Below are 18,737 nucleotides of genomic sequence, written 5' to 3'. Positions count from 1 at the left end.
GGTTCATAAAACCGTCTGCTCTTTTTTGATTTACTTTTTGGTTATTGCTTTTGCAAGCGCATAGGTACAGCCATTCTTGGCAAAGCGCTCTGTCAGGACTTGACCCTGACTGGCCAGATCTGCGCTGGCCAAGGCGACACTGCCGACTCCGACTGTCTTTTTGACAAATTCTGACTGAGGATAGCGGTCTGCTACGACAGACAGCTCCTCCTTGCTAAAGGTCTCAAAGGGACAGCCCAATTCCTCAGCCAAGGCCAGAATGGCTGCTTCATCCTTCTTGACATCAATGCTGGCAATTTTGGAAATCTCACTGGCAGAAATCCCCTGCTGCTGACAGAATTCCTCAAAGCCTTCTCGGAAGACAGCAGGAGCCACATCTTTCCTAGCACCAACTCCTAAGATATAAGGTTGAGGATAGATGAGAGCCAGGTTTTCTCTTTGAATATCCTTTTTTTCAGCAGTCAGGAGAATCAGCGGTTCCGTTCCTTTGAGAACAGCCGCAAGTTCTTCCTCATCCACCAGAGTCAGACCGCGAAGGTCAGTGACCCAGTCCTTTTCCTGATAGAAATAGACTGTTCGACCGCTGCCTAGATAGCTGTTGAAAGGTTTGATGAACTCTCTCAATTCCGACCGCCAGCCATTGACTGATTGGGCCAAATTGTCCAAGGCTGTTACATTCTGCACATCTGTCGCTGTCGTGATAACAGGATTTGAACCGAGCAATTCTGCGATGTCTAGCGTCACTTGATTGGCTCCGCCTAGATGTCCGCTCAACAGGCTGATGACATTCGTCGCTTTCTCATCCATGACCACCACTGCTGGGTCGCTCGCCTTGTCTTTCAAGACTGGTGCAATAGCTCGCACAACCGCCCCGATAGCCATGATACAAATGAGAACATCCACTTCCTGAAAGAGCTGACCAAGCGCCTCAATCACTCGTCCTTCAATGGCAATGACCCTGTCATCTGCCAATCGAGGCGTCGTATAGATAGGGATTTCCTTGCCTAGCTTTTCTCGCAGAGTCAGAGCCAAGTCCTTGCCGACCGCTGTCACTGTTGCGATTGCGTAGCGAGGTTGAGAATTACTTGGCATGGCTGCTCTTCCCCCGTCTAAACTCATGCTGGAAATCCGCATGATAGAGCTTGGAATAGTAGAATTCCTGACCTAAAAAGTCACCGACCAAAATCAAAGCTGTCTTTCTAATCTTAGCTTCCTTGACCTTCTCAGCAATATTTGTCAAATCGCCAAAGACCTTCTTTTCATCAGGCCAAGTAGCCTTGTAAATGACAGCCACAGGTGTTTCTGGAGGATAGCCACCCTCAATCAGCTCGCTGACGACCTTTTCGATGCCTTGAACGGACAGGAAGATAGCCATAGATGTCCGGTGCTGAGCATAGCTTTTCAGGGATTCCCGATCTGGCACAGGCGTCCGGCCAGCCATCCGAGTGATGATGAGGCTTTGAGAAACCTCTGGTACAGTATACTCTGCCCCAATACTGGAAGCAGCTCCCAGAAAAGAGCTGACGCCCGGCGTACAGTCAAACTCTATACCCCGCTTCTTCATCTCTTCGATCTGCTCTCGAATGGAGCCATAAATGGAGAAATCTCCCGTCTGCAGGCGAACTACATCTTTACCAGCCTTGACTCCAGCCTCCATGACATCGATGATTTCCATCAAGTGCATGCTAGCGCTGTCGTGAATCTCAGCTCCTTCTTTACAGTAGTTCAGCAGGTCTGGATTGACCAAGGAGCCCGCATAAATGACCACATCAGCCTCAGACAGCTGCTTGTAACCTTTGAGCGTAATCAGCTCCACATCACCTGGGCCAGCTCCAACAAAATGTACTTTGGACATCAATTAGCCTCTCTTTCTTTTTTCTTACAGGAAACGATAATGGTCGGATTCTGAGGCTTAAAGTAGTGCCCCTTGCCTATACCTGTCCAGCGGCTAGCCTGAACCGAGACAATCTCTAGATCCTCCCAATCCATCTGCTCCGCTATTAGAGCTGCTTCCAGAGCATTCTCCAGTAGGATAAAGTTCAAGACCAGCCGACCGCCCGGCTCCATGAGTTGGGCACACCAGTCGAAAATCTCCTGCATATTGCCCCCGGTTCCTCCAACAAAAATGGCATCAAAGCTGCCTTCCAACTCAATCGGAGCCAGTCCTTGATGGAGACGGACATTGTGGCAGCCAAAGTGCTGGATATTCTCCTGAGTCAAGGCCACCGCGTCTTCATTTCGCTCCACTGCCACCACTTCCAGTTCTGGATAGGTTCGGGCTGCCTGAATCGTAACACTGCCAGTTCCAGAGCCGACATCCAGCATGCGCTTGGCTCGATGCAGCTCCAACTTATCCAAACTGATGGCTCTGACTTCTTCCTTAGTCATAGGGACTTTAGCCCTGATAAATTCCGAATCCCTCATCTAACACCACCACCACATTCATTTCATATTCTCTATCTTCTACCTCACTCGCAGGCAGAATGGTAATACGCTCATCTTCATAACTCAGCTGCTCGCCGATGACCAGTACCTTATCTAAGCCTCTTTTAACAGCCTCTTGAGCAATCTCGTAGGGGCCAACTTTCTGATCTGTCACCATAAAGACTTTTGACAGACTCATAATCAAGTCAAAGTTAGGTGCCTTAGCATGACTGCTCGTCAGATAAGCGTCGTTCATAGGCAGGGCAATTCTGCTGGCCAGATACTGCATGGCGCTGATACCCGGTGAGATGACCACGCGCCCCTTGAACTTCTCTGACAGCCATTTGCCCAAGCCGTAAATCAGCGGGTCGCCTGAGGCCAGATATAGAATTTCTTCATCCTCACCAAAGCTTTCCAGCAATTCTGCCAGCGCGGCTAATTTTTTAGGCGGGACCAGGCCCTTATCCTTATAAGCTGGCGGTAAAATTTCCAGATGGCGTTCACTTCCCAAAATGCGGTCAGCCTTTTCAAAATAGGCTTCCTGTCCCAGAAGACCATAGCTCGGATCTCCCGGACCAATTCCGATAACATAAATCATGTCCATTCCTCCTTTATCTGCTCTAAAGGCTGGGTTGATGCCAAATAGCCTTCCTCAGTCCCAAAGACAACCACTTCAATACTGACTTCTGGCTTACGATAGCGGAGCAGGCGCTCACTTCTAGCCTTGATCTTATCTGCCAAGACCTGATAGACCCCCTCGTAAGAAAATTCTTTAATGGCTGTCCCAGCTGCCTCGGTCGTCAAGCACTTATCAACCTTTTCCAGCAGCTCCATGGGCGCCCCCATCAGGGCTAGATTAGCCACCAGCGTTTCCATACGGGCATCCGAGTCCTTGCTGTGGGTAGAGAAAATTCCAGCCGCCACTTTGACAAACTTGCCCATGTGACCGATCATCAAAACCTTGGTAAATCCGATTCGCTGCACTTCTTTGAGGACATGGCCGACAAAGTTACTCATATTGACGATGCGCCCAGCTGGAATCCCCACAGTATTAGTAGCAAAATCTTCACCGTAATTCCCTGGCACCAAGACGACTGAGCGATGTCCTTGATTATAGAGCATGGTTAACTCGATCGTGATGGACGCCTTCCAGCTATCCTCGGACATAGGATTGACAATCCCTGTCGTTCCCAAGATTGAAATGCCGCCGACAATGCCTAATCTGGAATTGTAGGTCAGCTTGGCCGTTTCTTCGCCGCCAGGAACGGAAATGATAACCCGTGCTCCACAGTTGGGACCGATAATCTCACGGACATGCTGCTCAATCATCCGTCTAGGAGTCGGATTGATGGCTGCCATGCCGACATCACAGGCCAGCCCCTTCTCGGTCACGCGCCCGACGCCCTGACCTCCGTCAATCTCGATTTCCTTCTGATCTGGCAGAAGGGTCACGGTCGAATAAATCAAGAGACCGTGTGTCGCATCCGCATCATCACCGCCATCTTTTTCAATGGCCGCTGTCGCTTCTTCTGTTCCAAAGGAAGGATTGTGAACATCCATGGTCACTTCCACACCTGAAGCCGTATGAACAGTAACCTTTTCTTCTCTTTCCTGATTTAAAATCATGCTCAAGGCTGCAACAGTCGCTGCCGTCGCACAAGTACCAGTTGTAAAACCTTTTCTTAATTTCTTTCCATTGACATAAGCGTATTCATCCATCATTAGCCCTCTCCTTTCTCCGGAGCCTGCTTTTTATCTGAAACACTGTAACGCTCATAGTCTGTAGTGTCAAGCTTGAGCTGGTAGAGGATGGCATTGATGACCGCTGCTGCAATGGTACTGCCGCCTTTTTGGCCCAGTGCCGCAATAGAAGGCACAGAACTTTCATGCAGTTTGAGCTTGGATTCTGCCGCCCCGACAAAGCCAACTGGAACTCCGACAACTGCATCCGGCTGCAAGCTCCCCTCTTCGACCATATCTAAAACCTTAAAGATGGACGTTGGAGCATTCCCAAAGACAAATAGCTTTGGACCGTCCACTTTAGCTGCATATTCTACAGCAGCCATGGAGCGAGTAATTCCTTTTTCCTTAGCTTCCTGAAAGACTGCTGGCTCATTGACCAGACAACGGTAGGAAACACCTAGGTCATCCAGCAATTTCTTATTAAAACCTCCCAAGACCATGGTTGTATCTGTAAAAATGGTGCCATTGTTTCGGAGGACGTAGAGAATTTTCTCAATAACCTGATTGGAAAATTTGATATTGTAGAGGTAGTCAAAGTCTGCACTGGTAAAGACAACCCGCTTGAGCACTGCTTCCTCGAAAGGATCCGAAAAATGAATATCTGGATGCTCTTGGTCAATAATTTCTTGAATCTTGCTGAAACTAGCTTCTTCAATCTTGTGTGCTGCTTTTAGATAGGACATCTAGTTCTTTCCTCCTTCTTTACTGGATGGTGTAGAGTAGCGGACATAGTCATCCGTCACCACTTCTCTCAGCTGGTAGATAATGGCATTGATAATGGCTACTACAATCGTGCTGCCACCTTTTCTGCCGAGATTGACAAGGGCCGGAAGACCTGACTGAAGCAGTTCCTCTTTGGATTCTTCGACATTGATAAAGCCGACTGGAACCCCAATCACTGCATCCGCTTCTACCAATCCCTGATCTGCCAGCTCAATCAGATAAGACAAGGCAGTAGGAGCACCACCGAAGGCAAACACTTTAGGCCCTTCAATCTTGGCTGCTATCTCAACAGCCGCCATAGCTCTGGTAATCTGCTTTTCCTTGGCCAGCGCAACCACTTCTTCATCGCTGATCAAACAGCGGTAGCTCACACCCAGCTGGTCAAGCACGCGCTTGTTAATCCCATTGAGAGAGATATTAGAGTCCAGCAGAATGGTCCCCTTAGCTCTGATTACCTCTTCTATTTTTTTTAGGACATCATGCTCAAATCGCATAGTATAGAGATAATCGAAATCTCCCGTCGTATGGATAGCCCTCTTAATAATGGATTCTTCCATTTCCGAATGGAAGACGTAATCGGGATCTTTTTCAGTAATCATAGACTGAATAATTTGAAAACTCTTTTCCTCGATAGAGGAAGGATTTTGGATATATGTCATAGTATACTCCTAGAAATATGCTTGCTTTACTAAATAAAAAAGAGTGAACAAGATTAAACCTGTCATGGTGCTTGTATAAAGCAGAGAGATAGCCGTCTGAATATCATCCGCCGCAACCGGTCTGGAAGCCTCTCCAATGATCGGCTTCTCAATCAGCTCTCCGTGATAGACATGCGGTCCGCCCAGCTGAATGCCCAGAGCTCCAGCTACAACTGCCTCCGAAAAAGCACTGTTGGGACTGGCATGCTGGTAGCGATCCCGCCAGCCAATTCGCAACGCCCCCTTGAAATCTAGCAGTAAAATCTGACTGCTGAGAATCAAGAAAAGCCAAGTCAAACGCGCAGGAATCAGATTGGCCAGATCATCCATCTTGGCAGATATGAGACCGATTTTGCGGTATTTCTCCGTCTTATAGCCCACCATAGAGTCCAAGGTGTTGATGGCCTTATAGGTCATGGCTAAGATGGGGCCGCCTAGAAAGAGGCAGAGCAGAGGACCGATAACCCCGTCACTGGTATTTTCAGCCACCGTCTCAATCGTCGCCTTACTGATTTCCTCTGGTGTCAGCTGGGACGTTTCACGGCCGACAATCATGCCAACTTGCTTTCTAGCTTCTTCCAAAGTGCCAAACTTGAGCCTATGGTAAACCTTTTGGGCCTCAAAAGCTAGACTCTTAGTCGCCAGACTGGCATAGGCCAGATAGATCCAGACGATCCAATAGAGGACGGGATGGACCAGACCAGCCAGCCAGAGTAGCCCGTAGCTAACTCCCAGCGCCAGTCCAACTGTTGTCAGCCAGAGGAAAAAGCCAAATAGATAGGGCGAAAATTGCCTTTTCTCCTGCAAGCGCATGCATAGATAAATATAGGAACCTATCCACTTGACTGGATGAGGCCAGCTATAGGGGTCGCCAATCAGCCAGTCCAGCAAGACGGCCAAAAAAATTGCAATGAGTGTCATATCAGTTCGCCTCTTTGATATAGTTCAGCCAGTTGGCTAGCAGCTGCTCGTCCTGATAAAAATGAACATGCAGGTAGCTGGCAAAGGTCCGGCCCTTTTGATAACCGCCTGTCCAGGCAGCTACGACCTGACCGTCTCTGACCTTCTCTAGCTTGAGGACCGTATCTTCCTCCGTCTCAAAGACCGAATGATGAAACTCGTGTCCTCTGACCGACGTACCTTTAGGACCAAAAAGACTGTCTATCTGCGTTTCTGCTTGGCAGTAGCCAAAGCTTTTCAGTCCGGGAGTCATCAGGCTCTTGCCCTTGAAAATGCCAACCATTTCATAGACCTGACCCTCTACTTCCATCAACTCTCCCAGATACATGAGACCGCCGCATTCTGCGTAGATTGGCCGGCCCTGCTCGTGAGCTTTCTTAACCGAAGTTCGGAAATCAGTATTTGCCATCAGCTCCTGAGCGTAGACTTCTGGAAAACCGCCGCCAAAATAATAAGCATCTGCAGCTGGGAGTGCCTTATCTTTCAGAGGGCTGAAAGGCACCAGCTGGACATTGAGCTCTCTTAAAAAGTCTAGATTATCTTCGTAGTAAAAGTGGAAAGCATCATCCAAGGCATAAGCCACAGTCAAGGACTGGTCATTGCGAATATGAAAAGGATTAGTCATCTGCTTATCGGGCAGTTCTGCCTTTTCCAGCAGTCTGTCTAGATTTATATGCTTGGCTGCTGCCGCTCCCAAGTCCTCAAATCGACGGTCTAAATCATCCATTTCTACGTCTGGGATTAGACCCAGATGGCGCGATGGCAGTTCTGCTGTCGCATTCTTAGGCAGATAACCCAGCACTTCGACATCCGTGTAACGCTCAATGGCGCCCTTGATAAGTTCAAAGTGAGTCTGTGAAGCCACCCGATTGATAATGACCCCAGCAATATCCAAATCGGGATCAAAAGTCGCAAAACCATGGACCATAGCAGCCGCTGAGGTGGATGTCGCTTTCCCATCGATAATCAAGACAACCGGAATGCCCAGCTTCTTAGCAACAGAAGCAGAAGACGCACAGTCCTTGTCTGTTCCCAGACCATCAAAGAGCCCCATGACTCCTTCGACCACTGCCACATCAGCATCTCCATGCCATTTATAGTAGGACCAAGCCAGACTCTGATCGTCCGGTATCATAAAGCTGTCCACATTCCGTGAAGGCCGCTTGGTAATCCGACTATGATAAGCTGTATCAATATAATCAGGTCCTATCTTATAAGGCTGGACCTGATAACCTCTGTCTGCCAGAGCTTTCAAAATCCCTAGGGTAACTGTAGTCTTTCCAACACCGCTGGAAACACCAGCCAGCATAAATTGCTTCATCGCTTTACTCCAGATTCACTGATAAAAAAAGCACTACAAAAAAGAAGTTTCATTTTTTGTAGCACCGTTGCTCACTTATATGTAGTTCAAACACTCCGTTGTGTTCGTTTTCAGTTCTTATATTAAATTTATTTTAATATAAATGACAAAAGCTGTCAAGTTTTTCCTAGAGCATCTGCGGAGAAAGTCAGTGTTTTAGAGCGTTTTCGCTGAAAACTGAGCAATTTTTACAATTCTGTTAAATTTAAAAAAACATCAGGAAAAGGAACATTCCTGATGTTTTATTTGAGTATTAACTTGCATCTTCCTCTACAAATTGACTATTATAGAGGTCCGCATAGAAGCCATTCTGATCCATGAGTTCATCATGGTTGCCCTGCTCGATGATATTTCCATCGCGCATGACCAAGATAAGATCCGCATTACGGATAGTAGACAGGCGGTGGGCAATGACAAAGGAAGTCCGGCCCTCCATGAGTTTGTCCATAGCCTTTTGAATCAGCTCCTCCGTCCGCGTATCGACTGACGAAGTTGCCTCATCCAAGATCAAGAGCGGCGCATCTTTCAACAGAGCACGAGCGATGGTCAACAGCTGCTTCTGACCAACCGATAAGTTGACCGTGTCATCCAGCACTGTATCATAGCCCTGCGGCAGAGTCATGATAAAGTGATGAACACCGACCGCCTTCGCTGCAGCAACAACTGCTTCATCCGTGACATGCTCCTGATTATAAATCAAGTTTTCTCGAATCGTCCCCTCAAAGAGCCAGGTATCCTGCAAGACCATTGAAAAGGCATCGTGAACCTCGGAGCGTTTCATATCCTTAATATCTATACCGTCAATGCTGATACGCCCTTTGTCAATTTCATAGAACTTCATGAGCAGATTAACAATGGTCGTCTTACCAGCACCCGTTGGGCCAACAATGGCAATCTTCTGTCCGGCTTTGGCCTGGGCTGAGAAATCATGAATAATCGTCAGGTCTGGCTTGTAACCGAAGAAGACATCTTCAAAGGCAACATCTCCCTTGACAGCAGCAAGCTGCCGCTCTTTATACTGGTCGTCTTCCATCTCAGGCTCAGCCAGAAATTCAAGGACACGAACCAGTGCTGCACCAGCCTGCTGCAAGACAGTGATACCTTGAGCAATCTGTGACAATGGCTGAGAGAAGGTCCGCACATAAACCATAAAGGCGACAATAATTCCGATGCTAATAGAGCCATTAATTGCCAGAGCAGCACCGACCAAAATAACCAGCACATAGGCAAAATTCCCCGTAAAGAACATGAGCGGCATCATCATGCCAGAGATAAATTGAGACTTCCAAATACTGTTATAGAGATTGTGATTGAGAACTGCAAAGCGCTCCTTAGACTGCTCAATAGCATTATAGCTGGTAACGACATTATGACCGGAGTACATTTCCTCTACATAACCGTTGACAGCCGCCAGATCGTTTTGCTGGGCGGTGAAATAGCCCTGAGACTTGCCCATGATGAGACCGACAAAGACAAAGCCTAATACAGTAGCCAAGATGGTTACCAAGGCCAAGATCCAGTTCATGAAGAACATGGTCAAGACCACAGCCACCAAGAGCAAGCTGGCAGAGATAACATTCCCCAGACTCTGGTTGAGGGATTGGCCGACCGTATCTACGTCATTGGTCACGCGCGACAGAGTATCCCCCTGAGAATGACCGTCAAAATAGCCCAACGGCAGCTTGTTTATCTTCTCTGCAATGGCCGTCCGCAGCCGCTTGGAGAAATACTGGATAACCGTACTGATGATAAAGGACTGACCATAGTTGAGCAGGGCTCCGATTGCATAGAGCACGGTCAGCAGAAGGGCAATCTGAGACACAGCTTTCAAATCAATGCTGGTAGCCAGACCATCAGAGATGAGGTTGGTAATTTCTTTTAATTTATTTGGCCCATAGACCGTAATAATGTTTGACAAGACAGCTCCCACAAATGCCAAAGCAAGAGGAAGCTGGAAGCCTTTGAGATAAGGCCTTATCTGGCTAAATAATGAAGGCTTCTTATTTTCCATTTTCTAATTCCTCCTTGGATAGTTGTGAGTAAGCAATTTCTTGATAGACTTCGTTGCTGGCCAAAAGTTCTCGGTGAGTACCTTGACCGACTACCTTACCAGCATCCAAGACCAAGATTTGATCCGCATCCATGATGGTAGAGATCCGCTGTGCTACGATCAGCTTGGTCATATCCTGCGTCCGCTCAGCCAGTTCCTTACGCAAAATGCGGTCTGTCTTATAGTCTAGGGCTGAGAAGGAATCGTCAAAGATGAGGATTTCTGGCTTACGAGCCAAGGCTCTGGCAATGGCCAAACGCTGACGCTGACCACCAGAGAAGTTGGTCCCGCTTTGAGCCACTTCTGACTCGAGCCCTTTTTCCTTCTCTTGGACAAAGGGCTTAGCCTGCGCTAGATCAAGAGCATCCCACATTTTCTGCTCATCCAGTGGGCTTTCTTTGCTTTGACCGAAGTCCAGATTACTCTCAATATCGCCAGAGAAAAGCACAGCCTTTTGCGGGATGTAGCCGACCTTATTATGCAGGTCTTCCAGCTGGTAATCCTGAACATTGACACCATCTACCAGAATCTCTCCTTCAGTCACATCATAGAAACGAGGAATGAGATTGACCAGCGTGGATTTCCCTGAACCGGTTGAACCGATAAAGGCTACGGTATCACCAGCCTGCGCTGTAAAGCTAACATGCTCAATGACTGCTTCTGAATTCTTGGAATAGCGGAAGGACACATCGCGAAAGACCACCTCTCCCTTGCTATCCGCTGCTGCCTTTGGATGTTCGGGACTGGTGATAGAAGAATGCAGGTCCAGTACTTCATTAATCCGGCCAGCCGATACAATGGTCCGAGGCAGGACGATGAAGAGGGCACCCATGAGCAAGAACCCAATCACAATCTGCATAGCATAGGACATAAAGACGACCATATCACTGAAGAGCGGGAGACGCTCCTGCAGTCCAGCCTCCTGGATCAAATAAGCACCAATCCAGTAAATCGCCAGTGTCAAGCCGCTGGAAATCCCCATCATAACTGGATTCATCATGGCCATCAGACGACCGATGAAAAGATTGAGTCGGGTTACTTCATCATTGGCCGCCGCAAACTTCTCATCCTGATAATCCTCAGCATTGTAAGCCCGGACCACGCGAATCCCAGTCAGACTCTCTCTAGTGACACTGTTTAGCTTATCGACCAAGCGTTGCGCAACTGACTGTTTGGGAAAGGCCAATGTCACCAAAACTACTGTCAGCAGGATATTGACTATAACAGCAATAAGAACTGCTATCAGCCAGTTCTCGGACTTGCCAATAATCTTGGTCATGGCCCAAATCGCCATAATCGGTCCCCTTGTCACCACCTGAAGCCCCATGGTAATTAAGGTCTGTACCTGGGTAATATCATTTGTCGTCCGAGTCAGCAGACTAGGGATTGAAAATTTCTTAATCTCCGTCTGCGAATAGTCTAGCACACGGTTGAAAATATCGCTCCGCAAGCTCTGGGTAAAGCTGGCTGCTATACGAGCGGCAAAAAAGCCAACCACAATAGCTGACAGCAAGCTAGCAAAAGACAGGCCGATCATTTTCAGACCTGGCTCCCACAAATCTGCCAAACCAGTCCCTGGTGTTTGCAGCAACTCTGTAATCGTCGAAATATAGGTTGGAACTTCTAATTCCAGATATACCGTTAGGAAGGTGAAGAGCACACTGAGAACAATCATGCTCACTTCCCTTACCGTCAGCCGTTTAAATAACTTAAACATCTTTTCCTCCATTTTCTAAACTTTCGATATTCTGATAAAACTTGGTCATGACTTGTGAAAAAATCAGCAGTTCTTGCTCAGAAACACCATTCAAAATAGCACGGTCCATTTCATCAAAAAAGTTACGGATTTTCTTCATTCTTTCCTGCGACTGCGGAGTGAGACGGATATATTTAGCCCGCTTGTCTGTCTTGCCCATTTCCAGCTTGATAAAGCCATTCTTCTCCATCCTTTTCATTAAGTTAGAGGCCACCGATTTGGAAATATCCAACTCCTGCTCAATATCCTTGATAAGGGTATCCTTCCCCTCTTCCATACGACAGGCGACAATATGCAAGACCTGCCCCTGAGGCCCAGCCATGGACTCAATCCCTTGCTCCTTGGCAAGCTTTTCCGCTATGAGATGAATCTTTCGTCCAAAACGCTTCAATTCCAGTAAAGGCTTATCCATACCTGTATCCTTTGTAAAAATAGTTTTCGTGAGAACTATTTTAACACAAGAAAAAAGAAAGTCAAGAAAAAAGTTTCCATGAGAACTATTTTTTCAACAAGAAAAAAAGCGAAGAAAATTTCTTCACCCTTCCTTTCAAACTGACAAACAGCCTAAAAATTGATTGGTCCCGCATTAAAATTTTGAAGAAGAAGCGAGGAATAGAGCCCCTCCAATGATAAGGAGAATGCCTGCAATCCAGCCTATAAATGGAATGGGCGCGATGTTGCTGCTTCCGACGATAAGGAGGACGCCCGCTGCGACACTGAAACGCATTTGACCTTTGTAATAAGCCAAGGAAGTAATTCCCAAGCCCAGAGCTGCCAATTTAATCACCGCTCCCAGTAAATTCAGGCCAGAATCACCTAGTAGGGCTGAAAAAGGAACAAAAAAGATATTCGAGAGCAGCAAAATAGTCCCTCCAATCAAACCAACCAGACCGCTTATCAGTGCTAAAGTTTTTGTTTTCATTTACATCTTGCCTCCTTCAATATTATTCTGCTAATTATCTCTAATTTTAGACATTTTTTGCAATTTTGTCAAATTTTTCTAAATGATAACCCCTTCCAAATGATCCAATTCATGCTGGCAGATTTGGGCAGGCAGGCCTTTCAAGGTCATGGTCTGCTGCTGCCAATGTTTATCCAGATAATCGACTGTGATTTCCTGATAACGTTGAGTGGGACGGCTTCCAACCAAGGACAGGCAGCCCTCTTCTGTCTGATAAGGCTCAGATTTAGAGCGCAACACCGGATTAAACATGACTACCGGCACCAAGCCATATAGAAAGATAATGACCCGCTTACGGACGCCAATCATATTGGCTGCGAGCCCTATACAGTTTTCTCGATTGGCCTGCAGAGTATCCTGCAAATCTTGAGCCAGATAAAGGTCTTCTCTACTAGCTTGCTCTGATGCCTGCTGCAGGAAGAAAATATCTTTGACAATTGCTTTTTCCATTGTTTTTCCTCATAGAGAAGGGCCTGATAAATCAGACCCTATAAGTTTATTTTGTGTGGCGCTCACTAACTTCTTTAGCCAGTACAAAGTTGCCCAGTGTTGCGGAGCCATTTCCAGCCACAGCCGGTGTCACGATATAGTCACGGACATCAGGAACTGGCAAATAACCATTCAGAAGAACTGTGAATTTCTCACGAACCCGATCCAGCATGTGCTGCTGAGCCATAACACCGCCACCAAAGACGATGACATCTGGACGGAAAGTCACTGTCGCCTGAATAGCCGCCTGAGCGATATAGTAAGCTTGAATATCCCAGACGGAACTATTGAGTTTAATGTTTTCCCCACGAACTCCGGTCCGTGCCTCTAAGCTTGGCCCAGCAGCCAATCCTTCCAAACAGCCATTGTGGAAAGGACAAACGCCATTGAACTCTTTTTCCACATCCATAGGGTGCTTAGCTACATAATAATGTCCCATCTCTGGGTGGCCTGTCCCCCCTACAAATTCGCCTCGCTGGATAGCGCCAGCACCGATTCCTGTCCCAATCGTATAATAGACCAGATTTTCAATACGGCCACCAGCATTGTTGCGGGCTACTACTTCACCATAAGCTGAACTATTGACATCCGTCGTGAAGTAAATGGGCACATTGAGAGCCCGACGCAGAGCGCCAACAATATCCACATTAGCCCAGTGCGGCTTAGGTGTAGTCGTGATAAAGCCGTAAGTCTTTGAGTTAGGGTCAATATCGATCGGTCCGAAAGAACCAACAGCCAGACCAGCTAGATTGTCAAAACGAGAAAAGAACTCAATCGTCTTGTCTAGCGTTTCAATAGGCGTGGTCGTTGGAAACTGTGTCTTTTCAACAACTTCAAACCGTTCATCGCCTACAGCACAGACAAACTTAGTGCCGCCCGCTTCCAAACTTCCATACAATTTTGTCATTATAAATCCTCTTTTAACATTTGATTTTTACTCTATTCATTATAGCATATCTCTTGCAGACTTCTTGCCAAAAACAGTCTTTTTAAAGCTTTTTCAACAAGACTGTACTTATGACATAAAAAACGAACAAAAGCTGATTTGTTCGTTTTCTAAATTCCATTAGGCTTTCACTTCAATAACTGCGTCACCTTTAGCAAGTGCTCCTTCTGCTACTGGAGTCACAGAAGCGTAATCAGCTGTGTTGGTAACGATGACCATAGTCGTATCATCCAGACCAGCGGCTGCAATTTTCTCAGCTTCAAATGTTCCCAGAACATCACCAGCTTTGACCTTGTCGCCTTGAGCAACCTTTTGGTCAAAACCTTCGCCATTCATAGACACTGTATCAATTCCGACGTGAATCAGAATTTCAGCACCATTAGCTGTCTTCAAACCATAGGCATGGCCTGTCGCAAAAGCGATCGTAACTTCTGCATCAGCCGGAGCATAAACTACACCTTCGCTAGGTTTGATAGCAATTCCTCGTCCCATCGCTCCGCTAGAGAAAACAGGATCATCAACATCACTCAAAGCTACTGCCTGACCAACAATTGGAGAAATAATTGTTTCGTCTTGGAGGGAAGCTGGCACATTACCAGTTGTTTCTTCTTCGACCAGTTTTTCAGTTACAGCTGCTTCAGTTACAGTTTCTTCATCTTCAAAACCAAACATATAAGTCAATGCAAAACCAAGCGCAAATGATACAGCTACCATAAGGAGATATTGTAAGAGTTGTCCATTACCGATGTAAAGCATTGTACCAGGGATGATAGTGATACCATTACCAGTACCGGCAAGTCCAAGGAGAGATGCCAAACCACCACCAATTGCACCAGCAATCAATGAAAGGAAGAATGGTTTGCGGTAACGTAAGTTAACCCCGAAGATAGCTGGCTCTGTAATACCAAGGAAGGCAGAAAGAGCAGCTGGGAAAGCAAGAGTTTTTAGTTTAGGATTTTTAGTTTTCACACCAACAGCAACGGTTGCAGCACCTTGAGCTGTCATAGCTGCAGTGATGATAGCATTGAATGGGTTAACGTGGTCCGCAGCAAGCAATTGTACTTCAAGCAAGTTGAAGATATGGTGAACACCTGACACGACGATCAATTGGTGAACTCCACCAATCACCAAACCACCTAAACCAAACGGTAAAGCAAGGATTGCTTTTGTTCCAAACAAAATGTAGTTTTCAACAACGTGGAATACTGGTCCGATGACGAAAAGTCCAAGGATAGACATTACCAAAAGTGTAACGAACGGTGTCACCAAGAGATCCAAGACATCTGGCACAACCTTGCGGAGAGCTTTTTCAAACTTAGCTCCAACAACCCCGATAATGAAGGCTGGAAGAACAGAACCTTGCAAACCAACAACCGGGATGAAGCCAAAGAATTTCATAGCAGTCACTTCGCCGCCTGATGCTACTGCCCAAGCATTTGGAAGCGAGCCAGACACCAGCATCATACCAAGGACGATACCAACAGCTGGATTTCCACCAAATACGCGGAAGGTTGACCAAACAACCAAGCCTGGCAAGATGATGAAGGCTGTATCCGTAAGGATTTCTGTATAGGTCTTCACATCATCTGGAAGCGTCATTCCAAGAGCGTTCAAGAGTCCACGCACACCCATGAAGAGACCTGTCGCTACGATAACTGGGATGATTGGCACAAATACATCACCAAATGTACGGATGGCGCGTTGGAACCAATTCCCTTGCTTAGCAGCTTCTGCTTTCATGTCATCTTTTGATGAAGTTGGCAATCCTAAGGCTACAACTTCGTCATAGATTTTATTAACCGTACCGGTACCAAAGATAATCTGGTACTGGCCTGAGTTAAAGAAGGCACCTTGAACTTTTTCCAGATTTTCGACAGTATTTTTGTCGATTTTACCCTCATCTTTAACCATCACGCGCAAGCGAGTCGCACAGTGAGCCACACTGTTGACATTCTCACGTCCGCCAAGAGCTTCGATGACTTTTTTTGCAATGTCAGTATTATTCATTTGCAAAAATCTCCTTATAAATATTTTTAACTTTTTGAAAGCGATTTTATCATCTTTACGAATATTATTTTACCATGATTCAAAAATATGTCAAGCGTTTTGCAGAAAAAATATTTTTTCACTGTTAAATGTTGATTTTTCATCGGAAAACGTTTACTATAGTAATAAGAAATAATATGATTCGGAGGACAAAAGATTGGCTTGGACGACTGAAAAACGCTACAAACGCTATGAAGACTGGACTCAGGAAGAACTACAGCATATCAAAGAAAACATCGCTAAATCTCCTTGGCGGGCTAACTACCATGTGGAGCCTCAGACTGGTCTGCTCAATGACCCCAATGGCTTTTCTTATTTCGACGGCAAGTGGGTGGTTTTCTACCAAAACTTTCCTTTCGGAGCAGCTCACGGCCTCAAGTGCTGGGTCCAGATGGAAAGCGATGACCTAGTCCACTTCAAGGAAACTGGCCTTCGGGTGTTGCCAGATACTGCTCTGGACAGCCACGGTGCCTACTCTGGCTCTGCCATGCAGTTTGACGACAAGCTCTTTCTCTTCTACACTGGCAATGTTCGTGATGAGAACTGGGTGCGTCATCCTTATCAAATCGGTGCCTTGTTAGATAAATCAGGTAAGCTGGAAAAAATTGACAAGGTCTTGATTGAACAACCTGCTGAAGCGACTGACCACTTCCGCGATCCCCAGATTTTCAACTACAAAGGACAATTCTATGCTATCGTCGGAGGACAAAATCTAAACAAACAAGGCTATGTCAAGCTGTACAAGGCTGTTGATAACGACTATACCAACTGGGAAGTCGTCGGCAATTTGGACTTCACCAATGACAAGACATCCTATATGATGGAGTGTCCTAATCTAGTCTTTATCAACGACCAGCCAATCCTGCTCTATTGCCCTCAAGGTTTGTCCAAGGACGTGCTGGATTATGGCAACATTTATCCAAACATGTATAAAATAGGTCAATCGTTTGACACAAACAAAGCTGCTATGATTAATCCTAGCCCTATCCAAAATTTGGACTACGGCTTCGACTGCTACGCGACCCAAGCTTTTAACGCGCCTGACGGCCGTGCACTCGCTGTCAGCTGGCTAGGTTTGCCTGATGTGGAATACCCATCTGACCGCTTCGACCATCAAGGGGCCTTCTCTCTCATCAAGGAATTAACCCTGAAAGACGGCAAGCTCTATCAATACCCCGTGCCTGCTATCAAGAATTTGCGAGCAGAGGAACAACCTTTCGCTGCTTTGGTAGAAAGCAAGAATAGCTACGAACTAGAGTTGAATCTCGCTGCAGACACTGAACACGAAATCGTCCTCTTTGCGGACAAGGATGGCAAGGGGTTACGCATCAACTTCGACCTCAAGGCAGGTCAAGTGACCGTTGACCGCAGTCAGGCTGGTGAGCCATTTGCTCTGGACTTTGGAACCAGCCGAAGCTGTAATATTGACAAAGAAGCCACAAGTGCTACTATCTTCATCGATAAATCGATTTTTGAAATTTTCATCAATAAAGGAGAGAAAGTATTTTCCGGCCGTGTCTTCCCAAGAGAAGACCAGACAGGTATTGCTATTACCAAGGGCAATCCAACCGGTACTTACTATGAATTAGATTATGGTCGCAAAGCTAACTGATGTAGCAAAACTGGCAGGAGTCAGCCCCACAACTGTTTCCCGCGTCATCAACAGAAAAGGCTACTTATCTGACAAAACGATTTCCAAGGTCGAGGCAGCCATGCGAGAGTTGGCTTACAAGCCTAACAATCTGGCGCGTAGCCTCCAAGGTAAATCAGCCAAGCTAATTGGACTCATTTTCCCTAATATCAGCAATGTCTTTTATGCAGAATTGATTGGTAAGCTGGAGCATGAACTCTTTAAACAAGGCTATAAAACCATCATCTGCAATAGTGAGCATGACTCTGATAAGGAGCGTGAATACCTTGAGATGCTGGAAGCCAATCAGGTGGACGGCATCATTTCTGGCAGCCACAATCTAGGCATTGAGGACTACAATCGCGTGACTGCTCCAATCATTGCCTTTGACCGCAATCTTTCTCCGGATATCCCTGTCGTCTCCTCAGACAACTATGGTGGCGGAGTGCTGGCGGCTCAGACCTTGGTCAAGGCTGGGGCACAAAACATCATCATGATAACCGGCAATGACAATTCCAACTCGCCAACCGGCCTGCGCCACGCTGGCTTCGCTTCCGTCCTGCCGGACGCACCGATTATCAATGTTTCCAGTGATTTTTCACCCGTCCGCAAGGAAATGGAAATCAAGCACATTTTGACTCATGAGAAGCCAGATGCTATCTTTACTTCAGACGATCTGACAGCCATTTTAATTATGAAGGTGGCACAGGAGCTGAACATCCAGATTCCTGAAGATTTGAAAATCATTGGCTATGACGGCACCTACTTTGTAGAGAACTACTACCCGCAGCTGGCAACGATCAAGCAACCGCTGAAAGACATCGCCCGTCTCTCTGTAGACCTACTCCTCAAAAAGATAGCCGGCCAAGAAGTTCAAACAACTGGCTATTTTCTGCCAGTCAGTCTCTTGCCTGGTAAGAGTGTTTGAAACTTATATAAAAAAGGAAAGAC

The 18,737-nt window shown here is 46.6% G+C and carries 18 protein-coding genes; 2 read left to right on the top strand and 16 right to left on the bottom strand.

Translation table 11 applies throughout. The features are described from left to right. Positions 1–30: 30 nt before the first annotated feature. The 16 genes from cbiG to O3621_RS07375 all read right to left on the bottom strand — a co-directional run bounded on the left by cbiG (position 31) and on the right by O3621_RS07375 (position 16,117). On the bottom strand, positions 31–1,092 hold the full coding sequence (cbiG, locus tag O3621_RS07450; protein ID WP_371514016.1) for a cobalt-precorrin 5A hydrolase: 1,062 nt from the start codon (positions 1,090–1,092) through the stop codon (positions 31–33). Then, positions 1,082–1,855 carry a cobalt-precorrin-4 methyltransferase gene (locus O3621_RS07445; RefSeq protein ID WP_002919595.1) on the bottom strand — a complete coding sequence of 258 codons (774 nt, stop codon included), beginning with the start codon at positions 1,853–1,855 and terminating at the stop codon, positions 1,082–1,084. The genes cbiG and O3621_RS07445 overlap by 11 nt, the downstream gene beginning before the upstream one ends. Beyond that, a complete protein-coding gene (locus tag O3621_RS07440) occupies positions 1,855–2,424 on the bottom strand; it encodes a decarboxylating cobalt-precorrin-6B (C(15))-methyltransferase (protein WP_371514015.1) in 570 nt (189 codons plus the stop codon). Before O3621_RS07440 ends, O3621_RS07445 begins: the two co-directional genes overlap by 1 nt. Continuing rightward, positions 2,396–3,028 (bottom strand): cobalt-precorrin-7 (C(5))-methyltransferase, encoded by a 633-nt coding sequence (locus O3621_RS07435; RefSeq protein WP_002929324.1) that lies wholly within the window; start codon positions 3,026–3,028, stop codon positions 2,396–2,398. The genes O3621_RS07440 and O3621_RS07435 overlap by 29 nt, the downstream gene beginning before the upstream one ends. Continuing rightward, positions 3,019–4,146, bottom strand: coding sequence for a cobalt-precorrin-5B (C(1))-methyltransferase CbiD (gene cbiD, locus O3621_RS07430; protein ID WP_371514014.1), 1,128 nt, complete (start codon positions 4,144–4,146; stop codon positions 3,019–3,021). Before cbiD ends, O3621_RS07435 begins: the two co-directional genes overlap by 10 nt. Continuing rightward, positions 4,146–4,850, bottom strand: a complete 705-nt coding sequence (locus O3621_RS07425) for a cobalt-precorrin-8 methylmutase (protein ID WP_371514013.1) — start codon at positions 4,848–4,850, stop codon at positions 4,146–4,148. Before O3621_RS07425 ends, cbiD begins: the two co-directional genes overlap by 1 nt. Continuing rightward, positions 4,851–5,549, bottom strand: coding sequence for a cobalt-precorrin-8 methylmutase (locus O3621_RS07420; RefSeq protein ID WP_002898267.1), 699 nt, complete (start codon positions 5,547–5,549; stop codon positions 4,851–4,853). Positions 5,550–5,558: 9 nt separating this feature from the next. Beyond that, entirely contained in the window at positions 5,559–6,509 is a 951-nt protein-coding gene (gene cbiB, locus O3621_RS07415) for an adenosylcobinamide-phosphate synthase CbiB (protein WP_371514012.1), read from the bottom strand. A gap of 1 nt (position 6,510) precedes the next feature. Then, positions 6,511–7,869 carry a cobyrinate a,c-diamide synthase gene (locus tag O3621_RS07410; RefSeq protein ID WP_371514011.1) on the bottom strand — a complete coding sequence of 453 codons (1,359 nt, stop codon included), beginning with the start codon at positions 7,867–7,869 and terminating at the stop codon, positions 6,511–6,513. A gap of 292 nt (positions 7,870–8,161) precedes the next feature. Continuing rightward, positions 8,162–9,919 (bottom strand): ABC transporter ATP-binding protein, encoded by a 1,758-nt coding sequence (locus O3621_RS07405; RefSeq protein ID WP_371514010.1) that lies wholly within the window; start codon positions 9,917–9,919, stop codon positions 8,162–8,164. Beyond that, a complete protein-coding gene (locus O3621_RS07400) occupies positions 9,909–11,675 on the bottom strand; it encodes an ABC transporter ATP-binding protein (RefSeq protein ID WP_371514009.1) in 1,767 nt (588 codons plus the stop codon). The genes O3621_RS07405 and O3621_RS07400 overlap by 11 nt, the downstream gene beginning before the upstream one ends. Beyond that, complete coding sequence (locus tag O3621_RS07395) at positions 11,668–12,126, bottom strand: MarR family winged helix-turn-helix transcriptional regulator (RefSeq protein ID WP_371514008.1); 459 nt, start codon at positions 12,124–12,126, stop codon at positions 11,668–11,670. Before O3621_RS07395 ends, O3621_RS07400 begins: the two co-directional genes overlap by 8 nt. Positions 12,127–12,300: 174 nt before the next feature. Continuing rightward, a complete protein-coding gene (locus O3621_RS07390; protein WP_002903845.1) occupies positions 12,301–12,636 on the bottom strand; it encodes a hypothetical protein in 336 nt (111 codons plus the stop codon). Positions 12,637–12,714: 78 nt separating this feature from the next. After that, a complete protein-coding gene (locus O3621_RS07385) occupies positions 12,715–13,125 on the bottom strand; it encodes a peptide deformylase (protein WP_371514007.1) in 411 nt (136 codons plus the stop codon). A 46-nt stretch (positions 13,126–13,171) separates the two neighbouring features. Continuing rightward, the gene (scrK, locus tag O3621_RS07380; protein ID WP_371514006.1) at positions 13,172–14,071 is read right to left on the bottom strand and encodes a fructokinase ScrK; all 900 of its coding nucleotides are present in this window, start codon (positions 14,069–14,071) and stop codon (positions 13,172–13,174) included. Between the two features lie 159 nt (positions 14,072–14,230). Continuing rightward, entirely contained in the window at positions 14,231–16,117 is a 1,887-nt protein-coding gene (locus O3621_RS07375; RefSeq protein ID WP_371514005.1) for a sucrose-specific PTS transporter subunit IIBC, read from the bottom strand. 196 nt (positions 16,118–16,313) lie between these two features. Here O3621_RS07375 and O3621_RS07370 point away from each other — a divergent pair, with 196 nt between their 5' ends. Next, positions 16,314–17,768, top strand: a complete 1,455-nt coding sequence (locus O3621_RS07370; protein ID WP_371514004.1) for a sucrose-6-phosphate hydrolase — start codon at positions 16,314–16,316, stop codon at positions 17,766–17,768. Beyond that, positions 17,749–18,714, top strand: a complete 966-nt coding sequence (locus O3621_RS07365; protein WP_371514003.1) for a LacI family DNA-binding transcriptional regulator — start codon at positions 17,749–17,751, stop codon at positions 18,712–18,714. Before O3621_RS07370 ends, O3621_RS07365 begins: the two co-directional genes overlap by 20 nt. Positions 18,715–18,737 lie beyond the last annotated feature (23 nt).

The organism is Streptococcus sp. 20925_1_22 (genome assembly GCF_041431685.1).
In the GTDB taxonomy this organism is placed as follows: domain Bacteria; phylum Bacillota; class Bacilli; order Lactobacillales; family Streptococcaceae; genus Streptococcus.
This window is presented reverse-complemented; position numbering and strand designations above follow the sequence as displayed.